This window comes from Paraburkholderia domus (genome assembly GCF_905220705.1).
GTDB classification, from domain to species: Bacteria; Pseudomonadota; Gammaproteobacteria; order Burkholderiales; family Burkholderiaceae; genus Paraburkholderia; species Paraburkholderia domus.
The window spans coordinates 1-5,523 of record NZ_CAJNAT010000065.1 but is presented as its reverse complement, the minus strand read 5'-3'; the positions used below and the strand labels follow the sequence as shown (position 1 = coordinate 5,523).

At 60.1% G+C, this 5,523-nt stretch carries 5 protein-coding genes; all 5 read left to right on the top strand.

The annotated features are described in order from the left end of the window. The first annotated feature begins 127 nt into the window (after nucleotides 1-127). Nucleotides 128-1,063, top strand: a complete 936-nt coding sequence (locus tag KHO31_RS38760) for a site-specific integrase (RefSeq protein WP_211626104.1) — start codon at nucleotides 128-130, stop codon at nucleotides 1,061-1,063. Then, complete coding sequence (locus KHO31_RS38755) at nucleotides 1,060-1,908, top strand: tyrosine-type recombinase/integrase (protein WP_211626094.1); 849 nt, start codon at nucleotides 1,060-1,062, stop codon at nucleotides 1,906-1,908. Before KHO31_RS38760 ends, KHO31_RS38755 begins: the two co-directional genes overlap by 4 nt. A gap of 212 nt (nucleotides 1,909-2,120) precedes the next feature. Next, nucleotides 2,121-3,362: a site-specific integrase gene (locus tag KHO31_RS38750; RefSeq protein ID WP_211626092.1), complete on the top strand. Its 1,242-nt coding sequence runs from the start codon at nucleotides 2,121-2,123 to the stop codon at nucleotides 3,360-3,362. Continuing rightward, nucleotides 3,359-4,312 (top strand): tyrosine-type recombinase/integrase, encoded by a 954-nt coding sequence (locus KHO31_RS38745; RefSeq protein ID WP_211626090.1) that lies wholly within the window; start codon nucleotides 3,359-3,361, stop codon nucleotides 4,310-4,312. The genes KHO31_RS38750 and KHO31_RS38745 overlap by 4 nt, the downstream gene beginning before the upstream one ends. Then, nucleotides 4,309-5,319 (top strand): tyrosine-type recombinase/integrase, encoded by a 1,011-nt coding sequence (locus KHO31_RS38740; RefSeq protein ID WP_211626088.1) that lies wholly within the window; start codon nucleotides 4,309-4,311, stop codon nucleotides 5,317-5,319. Before KHO31_RS38745 ends, KHO31_RS38740 begins: the two co-directional genes overlap by 4 nt. Nucleotides 5,320-5,523 lie beyond the last annotated feature (204 nt).

The following is a 5,523-nucleotide window of genomic DNA, read 5'->3' as shown; positions in this document are numbered from 1 at the left end:
CCTGTGGAGCGGTTTAGCACAAACATTTTTTTGATTACCGGTCGCGGATCAGGTCCGACGACATGGCGATGCGCTGGTTGCCGCGACCGCCAACCAAAAAAATCTCTGCCTTATGCGGAGTGAGGGCGTGATTCCTGTCGAGAAGACAGCAACACGTCGGGTGCCGCCGGCTGAGATCTGTGCACAGGCATACGCGGAGTACCTGCGCGACGCTAAGGCTCTCGCCACAACAACGGTCATTAACTACGTGCCATTCATCCGCGATTTTCTCCACCATTGCTTCGGTGACGGGAGGGTCAACTTATCGCGTCTACGCGCTGTGGATGTCGTGAGCTTCGTGCAGTTCCGTGCACCAAGTTTGCATTTGAAGCGAGCCAAGCTAATGACCACTGCACTGCGCTCCTTTCTACGCTATGCGCGCTATCGCGGCGACGTTACGCTGGATCTGGCTGCCGCCGTTCCAGTCGTCGCGAACTGGTCGATGCCGTCAATTCCTCGAGCGATTTCTGCTGAGCAGACGCGGCAGTTGCTGGCTAGTATCGATAGACGGACTTCGGTTGGGCGTCGTGACTACGCCATCCTGCTCCTGCTCGCGCGATTGGGGTTACGCGCTGGTGAGGTGGCTTTTCTCGAACTCGACGACATCAACTGGGGCGCGGGCCAGGTGAGCGTCCGCGGCAAGGGCGGGCAACGCAGCGAGCTACCCTTACCCGCCGCCGTCGGCGAGGCGATTGCCGCATATTTGCGGCACGGGCGTCCTCATAGCGCCAGCCGCCGCGTATTTTTGCGCGCAAAGGCGCCCATCACAGGTTTTCGTGGGCAAAGTGGCGTCGGCTCCCTCGTCCGGAATTCGCTTCAGCGCGCTGGCATCGACGCACCCACGATGGGTGCCCATCAGTTCCGCCACGGCCTGGCCACCCAGATGTTGAGCCGTGGGGCCTCGCTCAGCGAGATCGGCGAGGTATTGGGACATCATCATCCTCAAACAACGAAGATCTATACGTCGGTCAACATCAAGGCATTGCGCACACTTGCTTTGCCCTGGCCGGGGGGTGTGCGATGAACACACTTCGACAAGCCGTTAAGGATTACCTCGATCTGAGGCGCAGCCTGGGATTCAAGCTGAGAGAGGCAGGCAATGCGCTACCAGATTTCGTCGCGTTTATGGAACAGCATCGTGCTCCCTACGTTACCCAGGCATTGGCTCTCGCGTGGGCTCAACAGCCATCGGGTGTCCGGCCCGCGCAATGGGCGCAACGTCTGAGCTATGTACGACAGTTTGCGCGCCATCGCAGTGCTACCGATCTCCGCACCCAGATACCAGCGCCAGGCTTGTTACCGTTTCAACCGAAGCGGGCTCGACCGTACTTATATTCCACCAGAGAGATCCGCGCTCTATTGCGGGCTGCTCTTGAGATGCCATACCGGAACGAACGCGAAGCCCTTCTACCGTCGACCTATTATTGCCTGTTCGGATTGCTGAGCGTATCAGGCATGCGTCTGGGTGAAGCGCGCAATCTCGAGCTACAGGACGTGGATCTGACCGCGGGGATATTGACTGTCCGCGGAGCGAAACTAGGCAAGACGAGATTGGTTCCTTTGCATGCCTCGACCTGCGAGGTGCTCGCAAACTATATCGCACAACGCCAACGTCATTGGGCGGGGCGACCGGTATCCTCGTACCTGTTCGTGTCGAGCTGGGGCAACCGGCTGGACAGCGGTCAGATTCATCGCGCTTTCTATGCGTTGTCGCGGCAGATCGGCTTGCGCGGTGAATCAGACAGTCACGGACCGCGTCTGCACGATATGAGACATTATTCCGAGTCCCGGATTATTCCGCATACCGATCTCCGGGGCCTGCAATCCCTGGAGAATACGCGGCCTGGGGGGCGCGCCAATACGGAATAATCAGAGGGTCTTCAAGAAGGCCAGCAGGCGATCATTGGGACGGAAACTCGCTGCTCGCACATCGGTGGTCGCGGCCTTCGCCAGCGTCGTTACGGGGCGGTGAATCAATACGGATTTTGTGTAAGTGATCTGCGCTATGGGGGCGCTTGAGTTTTCGACGTTATTGGAGTGTCGTCTTCCTGGGGATTCCCCCCGATTCAGGGAGACTCACGATGAAGATCACTCGCAACGGTGCCGTGACGGCACTCCCCGGTTGCTCCGGTGGTGGCCCGCTGGTATCCCACCTCGACAGATTTGCAACGTTCCTCGCCAGCGAGGGTTACGCCGCGACGACTGTTCACGTCAAATGTACGCTGGTGGCGGAACTCAGTCTCTGGCTCAAGCGGCACAAGGTTCCACTGGCAAAGCTGGATGACCAGGGGCTCCGGCAATTTCACGTGGGTCGCCGCCGTCGCGGTGTCGCGCAACGCGGAGACGTCGCGACGACGCAACAACTGCTCACGTTCTTACGCGGCATCGGCTGCACTCGGGTAGTGTCACCACCGCTCGATCGGAGCGCGGTTGGCAAGCTCACGCGAGATTTTGAGCAATTCCTCAGGTCGGAACGCGGCCTCTCGCCGTCGACGTTGATCAACTATCTGCCTATCGTGCGACGTTTTTTGACTGAGCGGTTCCCCGGCAAGGCGCTACGTGTTGAGCAATTGTGCCCGCAAGACCTCCATCACTTCATTCTTGGTCAAGTCCAGCGGGTCAGCCGTACTTACGCCAAACAGACCGTCACGGCGCTGCGCTCGTTCCTGCGTTTTCTGCTCCAACGCGGAGCGATCAACACGAATCTGGCCGCCGCCGTGCCGGGCGTTGCGCACGGGCGCTTATCTCACCTGCCCAAGTCGCTGCCACCCGAACAGGTGGAGCGACTGCTCGAGTCCTGCGACCGCGATACGCCAGCAGGCCAACGGGATTATGCGATCTTGCTGCTCCTGGCGCGGCTGGGGTTGCGTGCCGGAGAAGTGGTCGAGATGAATTTGGAGGATCTGGACTGGGAGGCCGGCGAGATTCTCGTGCGCGGCAAGGGCCAACGCCTGGCACGATTGCCACTGCCCAGGGAAGTCGGTGCCGCCGTGGCGCACTATCTGCGTCACGTTCGTCCCATGTGCTCGACGCGTCGCGTGTTTATCCGCTCGAGAGCTCCGCAGCGCGGCTTTGCCAGCCCTGTCGCCGTTTGCGATGTCGTGCGCCGCGCACTGCAACGCGCCGGGTTGAACCCCGAGTTCAAAGGGGCGCATTTGCTGCGGCATTCGCTGGCCACCGAACTGCTGCGTCGGGGCGCCTCCCTCGATGAGATTGGTCAACTGCTCCGGCATCAGCAACCGACGACGACGCAGATTTACGCCAAGGTGGATATCGCTGCGCTACGGCGCATCGCCCCGCCGTGGCCGGAGAGTGCATCATGAGGAAATCACCCGTCACCCCGTCGTTACAGGTTTCCCTCGATCAGTATCTGGCGCTCCGTCGTGCCCTCGGCGTCAAGTTGCGGTTGCCCGGACGCTTGCTGCAACGCTTCGTCGACTTCGCCGATGCCGCGGGCGCCACGTACATCACCACCGATCTCGCTCTGGCGTGGGCGACCCAACCTGCCAATGTGCAGCCGGCGCAATGGGCGAACCGCTTAGGCATGGTGCGTCGGTTTGCGCAATACTGCAGCGCGAGCGATCCACGCACTCTCGTACCATCACCGGACTTGCTGCCGTATCAGTTACAACGTCCGGAACCCTACATTTATCGCGACGAAGAAATCGACCACTTGCTTGAGCTGGCACGGCAGCTACCATCGGCGACCGGTCTGCGACCGCATACATATGCCACGCTATTCGGCTTATATGTTGCCACCGGTCTGCGGACCAATGAAGCCTTGCATCTGGATCGCGATGATGTCGATCTCGTCAATGGCGTGTTGACGATTCGCGAGAGCAAATTCGGTAAGTCGCGCTATGTACCGGTGCATCCCACCACGCAATCTGCGTTGCAACGCTATGCAAAGCGTCGGGATCGTTTGTGCCGATACCCTGATAGTGCAAGCTTCTTCCTCTCTGAGCGTGGCACTCGCCTGACGGAATGGGCGGTACGGTGGACTTTCGTCAAATTGTCTCGCCAACTCGGCCTGCGCGGCCCGGATGATTCACGCGGACCTCGTCTGCTGGACTTTCGGCATCGACTGGCTATCAACACACTGACCGGGTGGCACCGCCGCGGCGTCGATGTCGAACGGCACCTGCCAGAACTTTCCACCTATCTCGGACATGCCCACATTACCGACACCTACTGGTATCTCACCGCGACGCCGCAGCTGATGCACTACGTAATGCGCCGGGTAGCACGCTCCGAGCGAGGAATGCGGTCATGAACACAACTCAAAATGGTGTCAGCACTTTCTCCTCGCTTCTGGAGTCGTTCTTCCTGAATCGACTCCTGCGCCAGCGACAGGTCAGTTCACACACCGTCGCAAGCTACCGCGATACCTTTCGCTTGCTCCTGCAGTTTGCGCAGCAGCGCCTGCGCAAATCACCCTCAGCGCTGGCGGTGCCCGACTTGAATGCGGCGTTTATCGGTATGTTCCTCGATCATCTCGAGCAGGACCGTGACAACAGTGCCCGCAGCCGTAATGTGCGCCTGGCCGCCATTCATTCCTTCTTCCGCTATGTCGCCCTGCACGCACCGGAGTACAGCGCCGTGGCGCAATGCGTTCTCGCCATGCCGAGCAAACGCTATGTGCGCCGACCGATTGCTTACCTGACGCCGGATGAAGCAGACGCGCTACTCGCCGCGCCTGACCTCACGACGTGGCTCGGGCGGCGGGATAGAGCCCTGCTACTATTGGCCTTGCGAACAGGGCTGCGCGCATCGGAACTCCTCGGCCTGCGCGGTCAAGACTTTGTACTGGGCACCGGTGCGCATGTACGCTGTATGGGGAAGGGCCGAAAGGAACGCTGTACGCCGCTGCGCAAAAATACCGTGGCCGTGCTGCGCAGTTGGCTGCGCGAATGCCACTACCCACCGTCCAACCCGATCTTTCAATCGCTGCGTGGTACGGCGTTAAGCCATGACAGTCTGCAATATCTGCTGGACAAGCATCTCGCGGTAGCGCGCCTTCACTGCCCCTCACTCATCGGTAAGAAAGTAACGCCGCACAGTTTGAGACATTCGCTGGCGATGAATTTGCTGCACCATGGCGCAGATCGCGTCGTGATCGCCCTCTGGCTCGGTCACGAATCGGTGGAAACTACTGCCATTTATTTCCAGGCGGATATGCAACTAAAAGAACAGGCGCTGGCGAAGGCCGCGACCACCGATGTGCGAGCACCGCGTTTCCGTCCCAATGATCGCCTGCTGGCCTTCTTGAAGACCCTCTGATTATTCCGTATTGGCGCCGCCCCCAGGCCGCGTATTCTCCGGGGATTGCAGGCCCCGGAGATCCGTATGCGGAATAATCCGGGACTCGGAATAATGTCGGAAGTCTTGGAGGCGCGGGCCGTAACCATCGCGCCCGTCCTCTGTCGCCGGTCGCAGACCGACGGCGCGCGACATTCTGACGAACATACTTCGTGCAGTGCCTGC